The sequence below is a fragment of the Lactobacillus sp. CBA3605 genome, from assembly GCF_002970915.1.
GTDB lineage: Bacteria > Bacillota > Bacilli > Lactobacillales > Lactobacillaceae > Lactiplantibacillus.
Genome location: NZ_CP027190.1, coordinates 1,726,264 through 1,745,392, shown reverse-complemented (window position 1 = coordinate 1,745,392; position 19,129 = coordinate 1,726,264). Strand labels below are relative to the sequence as shown.

Here is a 19,129-nt window from a genome sequence, read left to right as displayed (position 1 = left end):
GCTCATTGCGGAATATAAAATGGCATATGCCCCGTTAACAGAATTGTTACCACGAAAATTGCGAAAACGCCTAAGGCATATTTGGCCGTTTCTTTTTGCCAAGCCCCCATGTCTAACCCAGTTAACCGTAGTAGTAAGTAGATAAAAGCCACGAGTGGACTGAGCAAATGGAACGCCTGACCCATTAACGATGCTAACGCCATTTGCATATTGGTAAATCCATATGCTCGCCCAGCTTGGGCCAAGACTGGTAAGACTCCGAAATAAAACCCATCATTCGATAAGAAGAAGGTACCGAGTGCCGAAATAACTGCAATGACGAGTCCCCAAAAACCGGCCAATTGATGCGGGATAATTTGGGTAAAACTTTGGGCCAAAGCAGTTGCCATCCCGGTTCCTTGGAAAATCCCCATGAAGACCCCTGCCGCAAAAACTAAAATGACAACTTGAACTGCGTCGCCACCATTAGCACCAATGCGTTTCGACTGATCTTTTAATTTAGGATAATTAACCATTAGCGCGATACAAGTCCCCACTAAGAATAAAAGCAATGGTGGCATCTCTAACGCTTTAATAAAGGAACCAGCGACTAACCAGGCAATCAGTACAATCGTTAAAATGCCATTAAAAATAAAGTTCTGTGGCCGTCGAATATCCGCAACTTCAGGATCAGTCACTTGCGTCATCGCTTCAATTTCTGCAGGGGTTAACTGTTTAACACCCAACCGTTTACGTTCTTTTTTACCCATACTCGGCGCAACGATAAAAGTAACGTAAAGTAACGCCAAAATCATGCCAGGCAAAACATAGGCTAGGATGCTGGCGCCAACATCTAAAACAGCCATTGCCCGTGCGGTAGGGCCACCCCAAGGCAATAAGTTCATGATGGTATTCTGCAAAATGACTAAGACTCCTAAATTCATCATCCGCATCTTTAATTTTTTGTAAATTGGAATAAAGGCAGAACAACAAATTAAGGTCGTCGTGGTCCCATCACCGTTTAATGAAACGGCAGCCGCCACTACTGCGGTTGCAATCAAGACTTTCATCGGATCGCCCTTTGCAAAATAAATCATTTTCTTAGTAATCGGATCAAACAAACCAGCATCTAACATAATCGAAAAATAAAGAATAGCAAATAATAACATAATTCCCGTGTTGGCAGTGGTCTTGATGCCTTCCAAAACAAAATCGCCGATGGTTCCCTTTTTAGCAACCCCGGCGACCATCGCAATAATTGCAAAAACTAACGGTACTAGCACTAATGCCGTGAATGGTGATAGCTTTTTCTTCATGATAATAAACATGAAGACGACAATCATGGCATAAGAAATTATTGTCAGTAACATGATTTCAGCTCCTCCTTAGGTTCTCTATATGCCCAGCATAGTCTATTGAAAGCGTTTACGATATCGTTTTTACGGGTAAACACACTTAAAGAACACTTCCAGCTAAAAGCCAACATAATATTGAATAGTAGCCAACAAAAAAGCGTCTGAGTTTAGCTCAAACGCTTGCTTAGCTGGTTACTTTGACTACCAGTCACCAAATTTTTCATCTTTTAACTGTTGTAGCAATTTTTGATAATGCGCCGTTCCCATTTCACCGTGAAAATGACCATCTTCTAATTTATTAAATCTTTCAGCCATATAGTAGGCTGTTAAATATAAGGTTAATTTGCGTTTAACAATCGCTTCAGGATCTAAGTCATCCGAAACGCGATGAGAATTCACAACCATTTCAGCAAACTTATGCCGATTTAAAGCCAAATTATTATCTTTAGAATCCACTTTTCCCACCGGGATTACCTCCTAAATTAGTTCATCCGTGCTATCCATACTTATAAGCTCAGATTAACATACTTTAGGCAATGCACCCTGTTCTTTTAGTGTTCTTCTGTGCACCTAAAACAAATCCAACTGCTGCGGCCCTAAATCACCAAAAGAAACGCCCAGTAACGTCTTTAGTGCCAATGCATTATCCGCGGCATCACCACCGGCATTATTATTGAAAATAACACAAACCTCCTGGGTCTGGGATTGTAACTGTTCAACTAAAACTTTTAACTCGGCTAACTCGGTATCGCTATACCGGTATAAGGTCCGCTGTCCCCGCCAGTTAGGCCCTTTAGTCGACCAGCCAGTTTGATTGCGCCCATGCAACCGTATCATGGCAAGCTTAGGGCTCGTCACCACTGGTTCTAAGCTAACGCCATCATTTAAGGCGTGCGGCTCGTCGACCACCACGTGAATAATACCTAAGTCCTTTAAAAAACTTAAAACTGAGTCCTTCACACCGGGTTCATACCAGCTTTGATTCCGGAACTCAACTGCAATTGGTAAGCCTGGTAGCCAAGTCACCATCCGTTGTAAATAATGAAAATTACGCGTTGAGCGTTCGAAAAACGGTGGAAATTGGAATAAAATCGCCTTTAATTGCTGATGCTGTAGCAATGGTTTTAACATGGCCCGATAATTTCGATAAGCTAATTTCAAAGCATCCATCGAAATACCATCTTCATACGAATCATGCAAGGTCATCGTTTGATTCGCCTTAAGAATAAACTGAAACCTGGCCGGGACCGCTTTTTGCCACTTGGCAACAGTACTTGGTTTGGGAATACCATAGAAGGGTGTATCAACTTCAACTACCGGCAAGACACCCGAATATTCCGTTAAAGTTAATTTGTCCGTCCCGCCCAGTAGGCGCGGATGTTCCGTCCAAGTTGTTAGCCCAATCGTTATCATCAAACGGTCACCCCTTCAAAAAATTAACAACCTTCATTACGACCATTATCGAATCGTAAACGGTTCCTGTAATTCAGTTAATAAGTCCTTTACTGATTTTGCGTATAGCGTTTTGAAAAAAGCATCACTCCGTTTTTGGGCCGGCGCTGGAATGACAAACGCATTTTGCCGATCACCTTTATTTAACCCAATATACGCACGTGTATGTTTGGTCTTATCAACCATTTCAGAATGATAAACATCAAATAATTGCCGCACTTCTAACCGTAATTGCCGTTCACTCAACACACTTTGAACCGTCACGAATTCACTACCATGTAGTAAGGGTAGCTGCCATGCCGTCATCTGGGCATCGAACGCATTGAACAATTTAACGACCGCACGCCGCATCGCAAAAGGTGTGGTCACTGGCTTAGCCGTCATCCCGGCATATAACTGTTGGGCAGCCGCCCAAGCTTGTGGATAATCAGCGGCGACTTTATCAGCTCGAGTTGGCGTCAGTTGACCATCAAAAAAGACTAACAAATCCGTTAGTGTCAACAACCGTAATGTCATCATCGCATCCGTTTTTTGCGGATTTTCTGGATCAATCGTTGCCGCAACCCCACTAAAGTAGCGGTCTTCAATATCCTCATCGATTAATGCATGTTGGCGTTGTTTTTGAACCACAAGAATGTGTGCCACCAAATCATACAATTCCATTGCGATTGCCATTAGCTGTTCATCCAGTTGATCATTTCTAGTGGTTAGATTAAAGGTCACTTGTGGAAAACCTTGTAACAGTAATAATAAATGTAAGAGTTCATGTGATGCCGTATAATTTGGCGCTGTCACATCGCTAACATGAATCTCAATGTCCCCCGCCGTCATCACTTGTTGCGCTTGGTCATGTCGCACATATCCAGAAACCGTCTCACCAAAAGTTACGGTCACATTCCCCGGAAATAATGAATTCGTCGTTGTTAATAAATCCGATACTGCTTGATTTAAGTTAATTTTAGTCATGCGTCTCTTCCTTTGATTGCCTTAAAGTGGCGATAAGTTGTTGGGTCGTGGCTAAGTCTTGTTGCGGTGCTTGTTCCAAACGTTGCAATACTACTGGTAACTCAGCGGTGGTCGCACCGGCCGCTAACGCTAACGATTTCAGTTGCAAGTGCATATGGCCTTGTTGAATTCCAGTTGTCACTAGCGCCCGCAAAGCCGCCAAGTTTTGACCTAAGCCTACTGCTGCCATGGTTTTAGCCAATTCAGTGGCCGTCGTCACGCCCAATAAGCGTTGATTCAGTTGGGCCAGCGCATTAATTTTGATTGACCCCCCGACAATTCCCACCGGTAACGGCAATTCTAAGGTGCCAACCAGCTCTTTTCCGGCCAATGTCCAGGTACTCAGGCCCCGATACTGACCGTCGCGGGCCGCATACGCATGGGCCCCGCTCTCTAACGCGCGCCAATCATTTCCCGTTGCCATGGCGACCGCATCAATTCCATTCATGATACCTTTATTATGCGTTGTTGCCCGATACGGGTCTAACTGTGCCACGGTACTGGCCGCTACCAGCTTTTGTGCCACTAATTGACCTGAATAACGCCCCGCTTGTAATAGACTAACTGGTAGCCGACAACTGGCGCGAACCAAGCTCGCCGTTGCATAGTTAGACAAGATACTCATCAACGCATTATGTTTGGTTAGCACACCAATCGACTTGGCAACGGCTTCCAACATACTATTTAGCATATTAGCACCCATCGCAGCTTGAACATCAACCAATAAATCAATTGATAAATAACCCTGACCTAAGCGCCGAATACGTAATTGTCGGGCGCCACCGCCACGCCGTTGTAAACTTGGATGGGCCGCATCCGCTACAGCTAAAAGTGCTGTTTGCTGCGCCATAATCAGTTGTGTAGTTGCCACCACGTCGTCAACTTTTTCCAATACGATTTGACCAATCATTTCACGTTGGCTCACGCTCGTGCTAAAGCCACCGGCACGTTTCACAATTTTGGCACCGTTACTAGCTGCGGCAATCACCGATGGTTCTTCGGTCACCATCGGCACTAGCCGCGGCGTGCCATCCACAACAAAGTTCACGGCTACGCCCATCGGCACCGCATAATCCGTTAAATAATTCTCAATAATCTCACGATGCTTAGGGTCATAATGCTGTTTAAACAGCGCAGTTTCCGTTGCCGACAACTGCGCTTGTTCAGCGACTAAGGCCGTCCGTTCAGCCCAATCTTTTTGATAAAAATGGCGAAAATCAGCCGTCATATAATCAGTCCTATCTTTAAATTCAGTTTACTGATTTAAATATTCTGAAATGATGCCTTCACGGACACCACTTTCTGAAAAAATCACGCGGTCACTGTCTAACATTTGTAACAAGGTGACTAACGGCAACATGCCCCCGACAATAATATCTGCCCGGCCATATTCCATCCCGGAAATATCCTGACGTCCTTGACGCGACCGGTTTAATAAGTCTAAAAAAGTATGATAGACCGTTTCTGTTTTTAAGCGATACCCATGAATATCTTCTACTTTTAACTTTTTTTGTCGCCGACGATTGATTCGTGCTAGCGTCCGATTAGCCCCGCCCAATAAGACAATCGGGTAATGCACAGCCTCACTAAGCCACCAAATATCCGCCAACCGATTGCGCAAAAACATCTGCGCCCGAAATAGATTAGCTGCGGGCACCAAATCATCAAGTTGAAATTGTTCCGATAGAGTCACCGCCCCAAAGGGCACACTAATCAATTGTTGCTTGCGACCGTCTTTTACTAAAATCAGTTCACAACTGGCCCCACCAGTATCCAAAATCAAACAATCCTGAATGACTAACGAGTTCGCAACGCCTAAGTAATCATAGTAGGCCTCATCGTCACCAGCCAAGACTTGGAGGTCTAAGCCCACTTCCTTTTTAACCCGATCCAAGAACTCGGTCTGGTTTTTAGCCATTCGAACCGCCGCCGTCGTGATTCCGATGACTTTGGTATTCGGTAAATGCACATACAATTGCTTAAAATTTAATAGGGCTTTGATGGTCCGCTCAATCGCCGCTGGTTGTAGGATATGGGCTGCCCCCATTCCTTTTGATAACCGCGTGTCTTCTTTGACGCGTTTGATTTCTTCAACCGTGCCATTGGGGTGAAGGCGATTAACTGCCATTCGTGCCGAATTTGATCCCAAGTCCACAATTGCTAAGTTTTCCATCAACACCACGCTCACTTTACATTTTAGTTATTATTTTTATTTTAACATTAAAGCCGGTGCGTTGCGGGCGTGAGGTTGCAGGCCAATCAAAAAGACTCCCGACATTTAAAAGTCGTGAGCCTGATTGACTATTAACTTAATTGCGCTTCAAAATCAGTCAAAATTTGCCGCACAGCTGTCGTTGATTTCGCTGCCATCAACTGGTTCCGTAACGCCGTTGCCCCTAACTCTGGGCGGGCATAGATCTTAAAAAACCGTTTTAAGGCTGGAAAGCGCGGCACATCATAGCGCGTCGCAAAATCATCAAACAAATCTAATTGCCGTCGTAGCAACCCGAGTAACTCCGCTAAGGTCTGCTGATGTGGTTGTTTCGCAAATGCAAATGGACTTGCAAAAACCCCACGGCCAATCATGATACCATCTAATCCCGGATGTTGTTGCGCTAAAGCTAACCCAGCTTGATAATCTGGAATATCTCCATTTAATTGTAATAAAGTCTGTGGCGCAATCGCATCTCGCAATTGAATCAACTCATCAATGAGTTCAAAATGAGCGCCAACTTTACTCATCTCTTGCTTGGTTCGCAAATGCACCGTTAATAGGTCCACATCTTGTTGTAACAACGTTGTTAACCAAGCGCGATACTCAGTAACTTTGCTATAGCCTAACCGCGTCTTAACACTCACCGCCAAGCCAGCCGTTTTGGCCGCTGCAATACATTCGACCGCCCAATCAGGATGTCGAATCAAGTCACTACCACCATGATGCTTAATAATCGTGCCATCCGGGCAGCCCATATTTAAATCAATGGCTTGAAACCCTTGTTGCTTAACCGCCATGGCCGCGGTCGCAAAATCAGCCGGTGTCTGGCCCCAAAGTTGGACAACCGGCGCCTTAGTTTCTGCCGGTGCTACATATAGCCGCCCATGTATGGGGAACTTCGTTGTCGCATCTGTAACACTGCGCGCATAGACGAATTCAGTGAAAAAAGCATCAGGCGCTGCCGCTTGTGCGACAACCTGCCGAAAAACAGTATTACTAACGGCTTCCATTGGTGCCATCGTAAAAAATGGTCGCTGTTCTGAACGGGCCTGCGTCGCCAACGCTTGCCAAAATGTTGATTCTGTCACTACTAAACGCTCCTCTATCAATTATAATTGGTTATCATTCTATCATGCTTCCACCTGATTGGCGAAAACAGCGCTTGAACACAATTAATACGGTTAGGTGGCTGAATGATGGTGGGAAACCAAAAAACGGCAGTCATTCTCAAAACCAGAATGGCTGCCAATTTCATGTTCACACTCACACATGACCCTAAATGAACTTAGGTTTTAATCGAAATAATTAATGCCAATCGCCGCTTGCATCTCACGCCAAGTCTGATCAGCAACCACGTTAGCTTTGGCTGTGCCAGCTTTCAAGATTGCCATAACTTGGGCTGGATCAGCTTCATAAATAGCCCGCCGTTCCCGGATTGGCCGTAAAACACCATCTAAAACTTCAATTAAGTAACGTTTAATTTTGACATCACCTAAACCACCATGTTGATATTGAGCCTTTAAGTCCGCAACCTTAGCTTGGTCCGTGCCAAAAATATCCAAGTAAGTGAAAACCACATTGCCGGCAACCTTACCAGGATCTTCCACGTGAATATGGTCTGGGTCCGTATACATTGACATAACTTTCTTTTGGACGGTATCGGCGTCATCCGCCAAATAAATCGCATTGCCTAAAGACTTACTCATCTTAGCATTCCCATCTAACCCAGGAATTCGACCTAACCCTTTAGGTGGAAAATAACCTTCTGGTTCAACTAAGACAGCTTGTTGATAAGTCTTGTTAAAACTCCGAACAATTTCACGCGTTTGTTCTAACATGGGTTCTTGATCATCACCAACGGGCACTGTCGTCGCTTTAAAAGCTGTAATGTCAGCTGCTTGGCTCACTGGATAAACAAAAAATCCGGCTGGGACACTCTCACCAAAAGCTTTTTGCTTAATTTCAGTTTTAACCGTGGGGTTCCGATTCAACCGCGCCACCGTGACCAAGTTTAAGAATTGATTCATCATATCGGTTAACGCTGGAATTTGTGACTGCACTAAAATCGTTGATTTTTCAGGATCAATCCCAACAGCTAAATAATCCATCGCCACTTGTAACAAGCTCTGACGAATCTTTTCAGGATCATGCGCATTATCTGTCAACGCCTGATTATCCGCAATCATGATGTAAGAGTCATAGTCCCCTGAATTTTGTAACGTCACACGGTTCCGTAATGACCCGACGTAATGGCCAATGTGCAAACGACCAGTTGGACGGTCACCCGTTAAAATTACTTTTTTTGTCATACTTAAAACTTCCTTTCAAAAAAAACGTCCTCATCAACTAAAACAATAGTCAATTAGGACGCATTACCGTGGTACCACCTAAATTGCAGAATTTTATTCTGCCACTCATTCAACCGATAAGGGTGGGTTCCCGGTTTTCACCGAATCTCCAAAAAGCCAATTCATTAGTCCATCTTAGCTTTCAGCACACACTAAGTCTCTGTTGTTTGGACGCCTTACTGTTCTTTTCTTCAACGATCATTTACCTTTAGTTTAAGCGTTACACGCACCGCTGTCAAAACAAATCCCAAGCAGTCGGCACCTACTTTCGTAAATTAAGTTAAACCCAGGCGCTTTAATTGACACTACCCCTAAATCCGCCTAAAATTATTCAAGCAAAATGGATACAATTAAGACTGGAGGCTGTTATCAGTGACAACATCAAACCAAGAACAGCAACAAGAACAACAGCGGGTGGACCAAGTCGTTGAACAGGTTAAGGCACGGTCTAAACAGACCGATCATCTCTTAAACCAAGCCCATCTTGAAACCGATGTAATTCAGAAAAACTATGGTGATAATAACTCCGTCAATACCTTTGAAGTGGATGACCGCATTGAAACCAACGCTGCGTTGCAACAACAAAAACAAATGGTGGAACGTGCAGTTGAATCCGAAGCTATTTTAAAACGGCAAGTGGGCGTCTTAAAAGACCTCAGCAATTCGCCCTATTTTGGCCGCATTGATATTCAAGATAGTCCAGATGACACACCTGAACGCCTATATATTGGCACGGCTTCTTTCGTCGACGCCGACCAAAACTTCCTCGTCTATGATTGGCGGGCTCCCATCTCATCCGTTTACTACAATGGGACGTTAGGTCAGGTTCAGTATCAAGCCCCGGCTGGTACACAAAGTACCGAATTACTTAAGAAACGGCAATTTCAAATCAATCAGGGTCAAATTAAAAATATGTTCGACACTAACGAAACCGTTGGTGACGAAATTTTACAAAACGTCTTAGGCGAACAAAATGATGCCTATATGCAAAATATTGTTGCCACGATTCAAAAAGAACAAAATGATATTATTCGCGACACTTACAGTGATTTACTCGTTGTTCAAGGGGTCGCTGGTTCCGGCAAAACGTCCGCTATTCTGCAACGAATTGCCTTCTTGCTATATCACTCACGAGCATCGCTAGAAGCTGATCAGATGGTTTTATTTTCACCTAATCGCCTCTTTAGTCATTATATTTCTGAAGTGCTACCTAGTCTGGGTGAACGCAATATGCGGCAAGTGACACTGGCTGAATTTTTAAGCGCTCGTTTTCAAGGGTTGACCGTTGAAAGTCTCTTCGAACGCTACGAACAAGACCACCAAGCGACCACCCTTAATCCGGCCATCCGTGACTTTCAGGAAGGTGCCGCATTTATGCAACAAGTTGATCGCTACTGTCATGAATTACCAGCCGCTGAGCTTCGGTTTACAGATATTGTCTTCAATGGCGAGGTCTTCTTTTCAAAGCAAACTATCACCCAGTTGGCCATGGATTTACCAGCTGCGATGCAGCCAGCCGACCGATTTTTAGCACTCAAGAATACGTTAATTAAACAGTTAAAAAAACGTATTGATCACGAAGCACAAGCTGATTGGGTCAACGATATTATCGATCAATTAAATGATGAAACCTATCATGACTTACTCGGGCATAAACGTCGTGGTGAATTTCAATCTTTAGACGATGAAGTCTTCTACATTGGACAACAGATTGTGACTAAACGGCTCCGCCAAGTTTACGATGCTATTTATAATGGGTATTTTCTCGATACCTACGAACAATATAACGACTTTTTAGCCCAAATTGACCGGCCAGAACCTATTACGGCTGAACAATGGGCCGCGCGACAAAAAACCTTTCAAACGGGCATTGAATACCATCGGATTGCGCTAATTGATTGTGCACCACTATTACTCCTACGTGATATTTTAACCGGTAGTGGTCAAAATCGACGGATGCAATCGATTTTTGTTGATGAAATGCAGGATTATTCACTTGCACAATTATTGTATATCAAACATGCCTTTCCGTTAGCTAAGTTCACCTTGCTTGGTGATAGTGAACAAGCCTTGTTCAAAGGCATCGAAGCCCCCAAGGAATTGCTCACCCGCTTAAAGGCGGCGTTCGACGTTCGCCGGGTTAACCTGATTACGCTGAATAAGAGTTACCGTTCAACCATGCAAATCACCAACTTTGCTAAAGCCTTGCTACCGGATGGCGACCAAATTCAAGCCTTCACCCGCGAAGGTGACCTGCCAAAAGTCATGTTGCGTTACGGTGAGACCAATGCCTTAAAAGGGTTATTGACTGAAGTGAACCGGCAACTCACTAAGACCACAACCGTCGCAATCTTAACGAAAGACCTGTCTGAAAGTAAAACAGTGTATCAATATCTCAAACACCATACCGTCGCAACTTTGATGGCTGACAACGATCGCACCATGCCTCAAGGCGTCATCATCATGCCCATTTATCTCGCCAAGGGGTTAGAATTTGATGCCGTGATTGCTTATGATGTTTCTGCCACGGCTTATCCGGATGACCGCTCCGTTGGCTTGCTCTATACCATTGCATCACGTGCCATGCACCACTTAACCTTACTTAGTGTTGGTGATGTTTCGCCATTAATTGCCCGCATGGCGCCGGGCTTATTCACCATCGAACATCAAGTTCGCGTTTAATTATTCAAAAAATCGACTGATTAATTGGCCTGTCCAATCAATCAGTCGATTTTTTATGTGCTTTAATTTAACGCATAGCGTTGAATGGCAGCCGCCAAGCCGTCAGCATCATTGGTCTCAGTAACATGGTTAGCATGTGCCTTAGCAGCTGCTGAGCCATTGCCCATTGCGACCGCCGTCCCCGCAAAATCAAACATTGTGATGTCATTTTGCTCATCGCCAACTGCCATTATCTCACTCGCATCAAGCTTTAACAGCTGTGCCAAATCTTGGAGTGCTTGGCCTTTGCTGACCCCTGGATGCATGAGTTCCAAAAAGTTAGCAGCGGCGCGAACCACGTATAAGGACTGGCCAAATTTTTGCTTAACCAACGGTTCGATGGCATCTAATTGTTCGGGTTCCCCTACGAATAACCCCTTCGTAATTTGAAAATCAGCTGGTAAGTCGTCCGGTTGGCGAATTAGGAGTCCGGCCTGATTCTCCCAAGCTTGGACGACTGTCACCCAGCTCACATCGTAGTCAGCCGTATAGATGACGCTTTCATCATCGAGCACGTTAAATGGGATATGTTGTTGTTGCCCGAACGCCGTCAATTCACGATAGTAGCTATTAGTCACCAAATGTTTCGCCACGACACGCCCCGTGACTGCTTCAATCACGGCACCATTATAAGTCACCACATATTGGTCATCACCGGTAATGTTAAGTGCCGTCAGATAGGGTTGAACGCCAGCTAAAGGACGGCCAGTACAGAGCACCACCTTAATACCCTGTGATTGGGCTTGTTGAACGGCTGTAATCGTACTTGGTAGTAACTTACCCTCCGAATTGAGCAGCGTATCATCAATATCTAAAGCAATTAAACGAATCGACATAATAAATTCCTTTCATTCACGAATTCGGTTACATCATCGCTGTTGCAACCGTCGTCGTGACTTGAGTTTAGTCTAAATATAGCATAATCCAGCACCTAACGGGGCCGATTTTTGAAACTCGCTAGGGCCATTTTCCGTTTATTTAATCCCTGACGCACAAAAGCAGACCGCTAAAATTAGCAGTCTGCTTTTGATAACACCTTAATATAAATATTGTAAATCACTAGCTGGTGTTGGATACGCCCAAATCAATTGTTGTAACTCTGGTAACGTCATTTGCTTCTGAATCAAAATCATCAAGTAATTGACGACTTCATCCGCAATCTCACTTAGGCAAGTGGCGCCCACTAGTAAGCCAGTCGACTGGTCAATCACGACCTTAGCTAACGCTTGGGGCGTCTGTAACCGATAATAGGTGAACCATTTTGTCATATCTAACGTGTTAACCGTATATTGTGCCGGTTGTTGCGCCGCCTGCGTTGGCGTGACCCCAACTTGTGCCAATTTCAATTCTGAAAAGACTTGCGTCGGAATAACCGGATAACTAATAGCCATACCAGGCGCGGTTAATTCACCGACTAAGTAACGTGCTTCATAGCCTGCGACGGGCGTTAACTTCGGTGCTGGCGTATCGCTAACATCTCCAATCGCATAAACATGGGTATTCGTCGTTTGCAAATGATCATTAACTTGCACGCCACGGCGATTCGTTGCCACTCCAATATTTTCTAACCCAAGATGGGCAATATTAGGTTGGCGTCCAGCTGAACAAATCACTAAATCAGTTGTCAATTCAAAGCCGTGATCGTCGGTTAAATGAATGCCATCTGCTTGTTTAGTTAGGCGTTTGATGCCGATATTCAAATCAAACGTGACACCCATGGTCGTCATATTCGCCATTAATGCCGTCACTAAATCCTGATCAAAAGCCTTCAACGGCCGCTCGTTATGGTGAATCAAATGAACGTCGGCGCCCGCTGCTTGTGCAATGCCAGCTAATTCAAAGCCAACATAGCCGCCACCCACGAAGGTCACCCGCTTCGGCATAGTCTCAAGGTCTAAGAAATCCGTACTCGTCTGAAAGTAGTCGTGCCCTTCAATCGGTAAAATCGTCGGTTGTTGACCAGTGGCAATCACATAATCAGTGCCGTTAACCACGGTCCCATCAACCGTGAGCTGACCATCAGCTTGAAAGTATGCTTGCCTGTGTAACGTATCAATATCACTGGCTTTTAAACCTTGTAAAGTGCCGTCATTAATGCCATCGGTATACCCACGTTTCGTGGTCATCAAAGCTGTCCAGTCCACTTGGGGAACACCACTCAGGCCGTGGCCTTGTAAATCTTGTGCGCGGCGCTTTGCTTCAACCGCACTCAACAGAATCTTTTTGGGATCACAGCCCCGATTGGGACAAGTGCCCCCCATAAATCGGCTTCAATAATTAAAACCGACTTGCCTTGTGCCTTTAAACCACTTGCCACGGCACCCCCAGCTGGACCGCCACCGATTACAATTACATCGTATTGTTTCGTCATTAGTTTACCCCCTAAGGTTTGCCCACATCGTTAACACCTAATCTGGTTCATGTTGACTCAAATAACGCATTACTAACTGCCGATCTAAATACCCTTTAATCTGACCGTCTTCAGTCACGGCTAAATAATCGTGCGTCGCTAACGCTTCAAACGCCGTCCGTAAAGTTGTTTGACCATCGACCGTTTCAATCTTCCCCGCGGCCACGGTTGGCTTTTTAGCCAAATAGCCTTGGACTAAACCAACTCGACCAACATAAATGTCATACACTTTTTTGGCCCGACTGGCATGGAAGAAATCACGCACAAAATCATTCACCGGATGGCGGGCAATGGCTGTTGGCGTATCAACTTGTAACAGTTGCCCCTGCCGCATAATACCAATCCGATCACCTAATTTTAAAGCTTCACTCATGTCATGGGTAACAAAAACAATCGTATTATTATAGCGTTGATGTAATGACAGAACCAAATCTTGCAACTGCTGCCGTGACAACGGGTCTAGCGCACTAAAAGGCTCGTCCATTAAGACAATTGAAGGGTGCGAGGCAATCGCCCGTAAGATACCAATCCGCTGTTGCTCGCCACCCGATAGTTCGTCCGGCATTCGATCACGATAAACAGTGGGATCCAAGCCAACTTCTTTTAATAAGTCATCAATCGTTTGGTTGATTTCTTTTTTCGGCGTCCCTTTCATTTCCGGAATGACCGCGATATTTTGTGCCACCGTCATCGTTGGGAATAGGGCAATCTGTTGTAACACGTAGCCCATTTGCCACCGCAATTCTCGGAGGGGCACGGTGGTTGTTGCTTGGCCGTTGACCAAAATTTTGCCAGCCGTAGTGGATTCTAAGCGGTTAATCATCTTAAGCGACGTTGTTTTCCCACTGCCGGAAGTGCCGACTAACACGAACAATTCACCCTGTGCCACCGTTAAATTCAGGTCTGGAATAACCACGTTATCATTGAAATTTTTTTGTACATGTTGAAATTCAATTGCTGCAGTCATTTAGTTGCCCTCCTTTAATAAACCGTGTTGTACTAAATACCGTTTCGCAACACTGGCGGCCGATTCATTTTTAACATTAACTTCATAGTTCATCTCTTGCATATCAGTTTCCGAAATCTTGCCAGCTAATTTATTTAAAGCTGCCACCACTTGCGGATGTTTCTTCGCAAAGCTGGCTTTCATCAGTGGTGCCCCCTGATAAGTTGGGAAGAAATGCTGGTCATCTTTTAAGATAGCTAAGTGATACTGGCGCAGTTCACTATCAGTGGAATAGGCATCGACTAAGTTAATCCGCCCCTTGCTAATCGCTTCATACCGGAGCGCTGGTTCCATCGACTTCGCAGTGACATCTAACCCATAAGCCTTCTTTAACCCTTTTAATCCGTCATCACGATCAATAAATTCCAACGTCATCCCTGGTTTTAAGATTGATTCTACTTGGGTTAAGTCGCTAATGGTCGTTAAATGATGGGCCTTCTTAAATTGCTTCGTGACTGCCAAAGCGTACGTATTGTTGTACTTCATTGGTTGTAACAAACTTAACTCATCCTGACTAGCTAAGCGCTTTTTCGCTAACTGGTAAGTCTGGTTAGCCGTCAGATTCTGCGGATGACTCCCACTAACTAAGGTTTCTAACACCGAACCCGTAAATTCTGGATAAATATCAATTTGACTATTTTTCAACGCACTGAATAGGAAGGTCGTTTTCCCAAAATTAGGTTTCAAGGTCACTTTAACGTGTTCATCATTGGCTTCAATCAATTGCTTATACATGTTTATCAGGATTTCCGGTTCAGAACCTAGCTTACCGGCAATTGTAATCGTTTCAACCCGATTAGCGTAAGCACTGTAGGCGCCACCGCCACCAAGTAAAGCTAAAATCCCCACAAAAACAATTAAAGCTGATTTTGCTTTGGCCGTTTGGAACCAACGCACAATTGCACTTAAAACAATTGCCAGTAAAGCCGATGAAATAGCTCCAATTAATAGTAAGGACGTATCGTTACGATCAATTCCCAGCATGATAAAGGTCCCAAGACCGCCAGCCCCGATTAAGGCCGCCAACGTAGCCGTCCCAATAATTAAAACCAGCGCCGTCCGAATCCCTGAAATCATTTGCGGCATCGCAATTGGCAGTTCAACTTTAAAGAGTTTCCGCATGCGTGACATGCCAAAAGCATCCGCGGCTTCTTCAATTGACTCATCAATTTCTGAAATACCCAAATATGTATTTTGAAAAATCGGTAATAACGCATAAATCACCAACGCAATCACCGCTGGTACCGTCCCAATCCCGACTAGCGGAATCAATAGTCCCAGCAAGGCTAGTGATGGAATCGTTTGTAAGACACTGGTTAATTGCAGTAATGCTTCCGCCATTTTCGGCCGCCGAACCGCCCAAACGGCTAATGGCATCGCAATGACCATGGCTAAGACTAACGCCGCCAGTGAAATTTCCAAATGTTGCCACAACGCCGTTAATAGATCACCGCGTCGTTCAACTAATGTTTGAATCAAGGTCTGCATGATTACCCTCCCGTAATTTCCCTTTAATATTTTTAATCCTAGCATAACCTGCTTTAAAACCGCACTAAAATGCTTTCATCGTTTTAAATGCTGTGATTTCAAAAGTTACATTAATTATATTAACATTTTTATGTTCAAATGTTAATTTAATTGTTTTTTTATTCACCTGTTGCCAGAAAAAAACAACCCTGCGATTAGCAGCGTTGCAAGGTTCATACAGACTTTAATTCATCGTGCGGCGATAGTGCGCTTTGCCAGCCCGTTGGCCGCGATGTTGTAATTTGGCTAACTTAGCTGCACCGTTAATCGCTTGACCCATCATCCGGTCGAACTGGCGATCGGATAACCAGTGGCGAGCGGTTAATGATAATCCGGCACCCATCCCGGCATGATAGCGTGTTTTCGGCCGTTCATCATTAACCGCTCGCGTCATTAACTTGGCAATGACACCTGGATTCGATGCAAATTCATCAAATAACGACAGCATGGCGCCGACTTTGACTGCTTGCTTGACATAGGCAGTCTCACCTGAAACGACTAATAACTTTTCTTCAGCAATTCCGGCCCATTCTGTCTTAATCCCACCAGGTTCAATAATTGAAACTTGAATACCAAAGGGCGCCACTTCCATTCGCAACGCATCACTCATGCCTTCAATCGCATGCTTGGTCCCCATGTACCAGGCACTTAATGGTTGATAGATTTTGCCACCAATCGACGAGACATTAATAATTCGCCCGGCATGTTGCGCCCGCATCATTGGTAAGACAAGTTGAATCAAACGCATCACACCAAAAACATTGACTTTAAATTGATACTCGCCTTCTGCCAAGCTCACATCTTCTAAGGCGCCGTAAGAACCGTAACCCGCATTGTTAATTAAAACATCTAACCGACCTTGTTCAGTTTTAATCGTTTTGACAGCAGCGACTAACGTGGTCTCGTCCGTCACATCGAGCTTTAAGACATGCACACCACTGGCTGCTAAATCCGTCATTTTTTCAATTCGGCGGGCCGCCCCGTACACAATATTACCTTGTGCCTGTAGCTTCAGAGCCGTGGCTTTCCCAATTCCTGATGACGCCCCGGTAATTAAAATCACGCGTGATTTATCCATGATAGTTGCCTCCTAATAGTCTATGTTCTGTTGTCATGCTACGGCAGTTACGCGGCAAATGCAATCGAATTCACTGCCACGGTTATGCTAAAATAGAGCTAAGTTATTTGGGAAGGTCGTGATTGGTTATGCCAGTCAAATTTGGAATTTTAAGCGCTGCTTCTATTGTGCCACGTGTCGTAGCCGGGATGCACGAATCACCAGTTGCTACTCCGATGGCCATTGCAGCTCGTTCACAAGTTAAAGCCCAACAACTAGCCGCTCAATGCCACATTGCTACTGTGGCACCAACTTATACGGCGCTAGTTGATAATCCACAATTAGATGCCATCTATATTCCAACCTATAATGCCGGTCATTTTCCGTTGGCTAAATTGGCCCTTGAACATCACCAAGCCGTGTTGTTAGAAAAGCCCTTCACCATGACGGTAGCCCAAGCTAATGACTTGTTTGACCTTGCACAGCGAAATCAGGTGTTGTTAATGGAAGCGCAAAAAGCCGTTTTCTTACCTATCACCCAACAGATCAAACAGTTATTGCAAGCTGGGACCCTTGGCACCGTGCGCACAATTGACATTACAGAATACCATCCGCGAGGTAACCCAACAGGTTGGTTCACTAACCGAGCGGCTGGCGGGGGCGCTTTATATGGTAGTGGCGCCTATGCTTTAGATTATCTACAATACTTATTGGCGCCCACCACCGTAAAGGTCACCGGGGTCGCCACGATTCCGATTGGCCTGACCGATACACAAGCAGCACTCAGCCTGAGTCTTGACGACTGCTTGGTTAATCTCTTAATTACGGCCGCCCAACCACAGCCCAGTCAAATGGTGATTCACGGTGACTTAGGGACTATTACCATTCCAAATTATTGGAAGACTGATCATGCGACCTTAGCTTTAAACGACCAACTGCCGCAACAACTTAAAGTCACTCAGCAAAGTGAATTTGTTTTTGAAATCAATCATTTTTGTGACTTACTAAGGCACCACCAGCTCACTAGTCCGATCATGACACCGGCCATCACAAAACAAACGATTCAGTTAATTGAACACTGCTATACACAGTGGTATCACTAAATTTAACACCATTTGGAGGGAATACTTATGTCAACCAAAATTATTATGGATACAGACCCAGGCATCGATGATGCCGCTGCGATTACCATCGCCATCAACCATCCGGCGTTTGATTTGGACCTCATCACGACCGTTGCCGGCAATGTGACCGTTGATAAGACTACTTTAAATGCTTTAAAATTAACTCGCTTTTTCAATAGCGCCATTCCCGTTGCGGCCGGCGCCGCCCAACCGTTAATCAAACCGTTTGAAGATGCAGTCCGGGTACATGGCGTTTCAGGCATGCCGGGTTATGATTTTCCAACTGATTTGGCCCAGCCGCTAGCCGAAACAGCGGTCGAAGCTTTACGTGATCACATTATGCAAGCTGAACAGCCCATCACGTTAGTCCCCACAGGTGCTTACACTAATATTGCGCTCCTTTTTAAGACTTATCCAGAAGTTATGCCACACATTAAAGAAATCGTTGCTATGGGGGGTACCTTAGGTCAGGGCAATATGACCAGTGCAGCCGAATTCAATGTCTTTACCGATCCACATGCGGCCGCAATTATGTATGCCTCAGGTGTACCAATTACGATGGTCGGTCTCGACGTCACGATGAAAGCACTGCTAACGCCGGCAACCATGCAACAATTACCAAGCTTAGGTCGGACTGGCACCATGCTACATGCCCTCTTCAACCATTATCAAGACGGCGATCAGACTGGTTTACCCATGCATGACGTAAACACATTATTTTATCTCCTACATCCAGAAGCCTTTACGACTGAGGCGATGTGGATTGACGTACAGACGGAAGGCCCCGCCAATGGCGAAACCGTTGGCGATACCCGTGGCGCTTACCATGCGGGTCAAACCAATGCAACCGTCTGCGTTGATATTGATGCCCCTGCTTTTAATGCTTGGTTCTTGAAAACAATTGCCGCAATTGGATAAATCAGTTTAAAT

Annotated in this window: 15 protein-coding genes and 1 pseudogene; 3 read left to right on the top strand and 13 right to left on the bottom strand. The window is 44.9% G+C overall.

All coding sequences use genetic code 11. From position 1 onward, the window contains the following. Nucleotides 1-2 precede the first annotated feature (2 nt). From C5Z25_RS08355 to trpS, 8 genes are all read right to left on the bottom strand, one after another. Nucleotides 3-1,349: a CitMHS family transporter gene (locus C5Z25_RS08355; protein WP_105452224.1), complete on the bottom strand. Its 1,347-nt coding sequence runs from the start codon at nt 1,347-1,349 to the stop codon at nt 3-5. 186 nt (nt 1,350-1,535) lie between these two features. Continuing rightward, a complete protein-coding gene (locus C5Z25_RS08350; protein WP_105452871.1) occupies nt 1,536-1,739 on the bottom strand; it encodes a hypothetical protein in 204 nt (67 codons plus the stop codon). Nucleotides 1,740-1,904: 165 nt separating this feature from the next. Then, nucleotides 1,905-2,747: a DUF72 domain-containing protein gene (locus C5Z25_RS08345; protein WP_105452223.1), complete on the bottom strand. Its 843-nt coding sequence runs from the start codon at nt 2,745-2,747 to the stop codon at nt 1,905-1,907. A gap of 45 nt (nt 2,748-2,792) precedes the next feature. After that, a complete protein-coding gene (locus C5Z25_RS08340) occupies nt 2,793-3,752 on the bottom strand; it encodes an IpaB/EvcA family protein (protein ID WP_105452222.1) in 960 nt (319 codons plus the stop codon). Next, nucleotides 3,745-5,019: a hydroxymethylglutaryl-CoA reductase, degradative gene (locus C5Z25_RS08335; protein WP_105452221.1), complete on the bottom strand. Its 1,275-nt coding sequence runs from the start codon at nt 5,017-5,019 to the stop codon at nt 3,745-3,747. Before C5Z25_RS08335 ends, C5Z25_RS08340 begins: the two co-directional genes overlap by 8 nt. Before the next feature lie 27 nt (nt 5,020-5,046). Beyond that, nucleotides 5,047-5,964 carry a Ppx/GppA family phosphatase gene (locus C5Z25_RS08330; RefSeq protein ID WP_105452220.1) on the bottom strand — a complete coding sequence of 306 codons (918 nt, stop codon included), beginning with the start codon at nt 5,962-5,964 and terminating at the stop codon, nt 5,047-5,049. Nucleotides 5,965-6,095: 131 nt separating this feature from the next. Further along, nucleotides 6,096-7,094, bottom strand: a complete 999-nt coding sequence (locus tag C5Z25_RS08325) for a tRNA dihydrouridine synthase (RefSeq protein WP_105452219.1) — start codon at nt 7,092-7,094, stop codon at nt 6,096-6,098. A gap of 204 nt (nt 7,095-7,298) precedes the next feature. Continuing rightward, a complete protein-coding gene (trpS, locus tag C5Z25_RS08320; RefSeq protein ID WP_105452218.1) occupies nt 7,299-8,315 on the bottom strand; it encodes a tryptophan--tRNA ligase in 1,017 nt (338 codons plus the stop codon). 411 nt (nt 8,316-8,726) lie between these two features. Here trpS and helD point away from each other — a divergent pair, with 411 nt between their 5' ends. Beyond that, nucleotides 8,727-11,036 carry an RNA polymerase recycling motor HelD gene (gene helD / locus C5Z25_RS08315; protein WP_105452217.1) on the top strand — a complete coding sequence of 770 codons (2,310 nt, stop codon included), beginning with the start codon at nt 8,727-8,729 and terminating at the stop codon, nt 11,034-11,036. A gap of 62 nt (nt 11,037-11,098) precedes the next feature. Here helD and C5Z25_RS08310 read toward each other — a convergent pair whose 3' ends face one another. The 5 genes and pseudogenes from C5Z25_RS08310 to C5Z25_RS08290 all read right to left on the bottom strand — a co-directional run bounded on the left by C5Z25_RS08310 (nt 11,099) and on the right by C5Z25_RS08290 (nt 17,096). Next, a complete protein-coding gene (locus tag C5Z25_RS08310; protein WP_105452216.1) occupies nt 11,099-11,911 on the bottom strand; it encodes a Cof-type HAD-IIB family hydrolase in 813 nt (270 codons plus the stop codon). A 201-nt stretch (nt 11,912-12,112) separates the two neighbouring features. Next, a pseudogene (locus tag C5Z25_RS08305) lies at nt 12,113-13,446 on the bottom strand (dihydrolipoyl dehydrogenase family protein). 37 nt (nt 13,447-13,483) lie between these two features. Further along, nucleotides 13,484-14,452: an ABC transporter ATP-binding protein gene (locus C5Z25_RS08300; RefSeq protein WP_105452215.1), complete on the bottom strand. Its 969-nt coding sequence runs from the start codon at nt 14,450-14,452 to the stop codon at nt 13,484-13,486. Further along, nucleotides 14,453-15,979 (bottom strand): ABC transporter permease/substrate-binding protein, encoded by a 1,527-nt coding sequence (locus C5Z25_RS08295; RefSeq protein ID WP_105452214.1) that lies wholly within the window; start codon nt 15,977-15,979, stop codon nt 14,453-14,455. Nucleotides 15,980-16,202: 223 nt separating this feature from the next. Beyond that, nucleotides 16,203-17,096, bottom strand: a complete 894-nt coding sequence (locus C5Z25_RS08290) for an oxidoreductase (RefSeq protein ID WP_105452213.1) — start codon at nt 17,094-17,096, stop codon at nt 16,203-16,205. Nucleotides 17,097-17,224: 128 nt separating this feature from the next. Here C5Z25_RS08290 and C5Z25_RS08285 point away from each other — a divergent pair, with 128 nt between their 5' ends. Both C5Z25_RS08285 and rihC read left to right on the top strand, forming a co-directional pair. Continuing rightward, nucleotides 17,225-18,178: a Gfo/Idh/MocA family protein gene (locus C5Z25_RS08285; protein ID WP_105452870.1), complete on the top strand. Its 954-nt coding sequence runs from the start codon at nt 17,225-17,227 to the stop codon at nt 18,176-18,178. A 27-nt stretch (nt 18,179-18,205) separates the two neighbouring features. Then, entirely contained in the window at nt 18,206-19,117 is a 912-nt protein-coding gene (gene rihC / locus C5Z25_RS08280) for a ribonucleoside hydrolase RihC (RefSeq protein WP_105452212.1), read from the top strand. Nucleotides 19,118-19,129: the final 12 nt, after the last annotated feature.

Coding starts and splice junctions, on each gene's coding strand:
- C5Z25_RS08295 (WP_105452214.1), bottom strand. CDS start 15,979: ATGCAGACCTTGATTCAAACATTAGTTGAACGACGCGGTGATCTATTA.
- C5Z25_RS08335 (WP_105452221.1), bottom strand. CDS start 5,019: ATGACGGCTGATTTTCGCCATTTTTATCAAAAAGATTGGGCTGAACGG.
- C5Z25_RS08330 (WP_105452220.1), bottom strand. CDS start 5,964: ATGGAAAACTTAGCAATTGTGGACTTGGGATCAAATTCGGCACGAATG.
- rihC (WP_105452212.1), top strand. CDS start 18,206: ATGTCAACCAAAATTATTATGGATACAGACCCAGGCATCGATGATGCC.
- trpS (WP_105452218.1), bottom strand. CDS start 8,315: ATGACAAAAAAAGTAATTTTAACGGGTGACCGTCCAACTGGTCGTTTG.
- C5Z25_RS08310 (WP_105452216.1), bottom strand. CDS start 11,911: ATGTCGATTCGTTTAATTGCTTTAGATATTGATGATACGCTGCTCAAT.
- C5Z25_RS08300 (WP_105452215.1), bottom strand. CDS start 14,452: ATGACTGCAGCAATTGAATTTCAACATGTACAAAAAAATTTCAATGAT.
- C5Z25_RS08340 (WP_105452222.1), bottom strand. CDS start 3,752: ATGACTAAAATTAACTTAAATCAAGCAGTATCGGATTTATTAACAACG.
- C5Z25_RS08350 (WP_105452871.1), bottom strand. CDS start 1,739: ATGGTTGTGAATTCTCATCGCGTTTCGGATGACTTAGATCCTGAAGCG.
- C5Z25_RS08290 (WP_105452213.1), bottom strand. CDS start 17,096: ATGGATAAATCACGCGTGATTTTAATTACCGGGGCGTCATCAGGAATT.
- C5Z25_RS08355 (WP_105452224.1), bottom strand. CDS start 1,349: ATGTTACTGACAATAATTTCTTATGCCATGATTGTCGTCTTCATGTTT.
- C5Z25_RS08345 (WP_105452223.1), bottom strand. CDS start 2,747: ATGATAACGATTGGGCTAACAACTTGGACGGAACATCCGCGCCTACTG.
- C5Z25_RS08285 (WP_105452870.1), top strand. CDS start 17,225: ATGCCAGTCAAATTTGGAATTTTAAGCGCTGCTTCTATTGTGCCACGT.